The organism is Bacillus sp. SIMBA_074 (genome assembly GCF_046534555.1).
In the GTDB taxonomy this organism is placed as follows: Bacteria; Bacillota; Bacilli; order Bacillales; family Bacillaceae_G; genus Bacillus_A; species Bacillus_A mycoides.
Genome location: NZ_JAWRYM010000488.1, coordinates 1 through 273, shown reverse-complemented (window position 1 = coordinate 273; position 273 = coordinate 1). Strand labels below are relative to the sequence as shown.

Here is a 273-nt window from a genome sequence, read left to right as displayed (position 1 = left end):
GTTGTTTTTCCTAGCACCCACATCAATTTCGGCACAATTGCTTCTGTGTTCATATTTTTAGAACGCACTACACGATTATGGTCAATTTTCCGACCAACTTCATATATATCCATGTCTTCTCCTTCTTCTAGACATTGAGTCGTAATGACAACAGATACACCGTGCTCGGTTAATTCAATCAATTTCGCTAAAATGTTGCGCACTTGAAAAGGAATACCACCACTTCCATAGCTCTCCACAACCACTCCTTTATACAAACCTTTTAGGCAGTCA

The 273-nt window shown here is 39.6% G+C and carries 1 pseudogene; it reads right to left on the bottom strand.

From position 1 onward, the window contains the following. Positions 1 to 273 (bottom strand): annotated as a pseudogene (locus tag SB773_RS31700) (L-asparaginase 1); the annotation flags it as partial.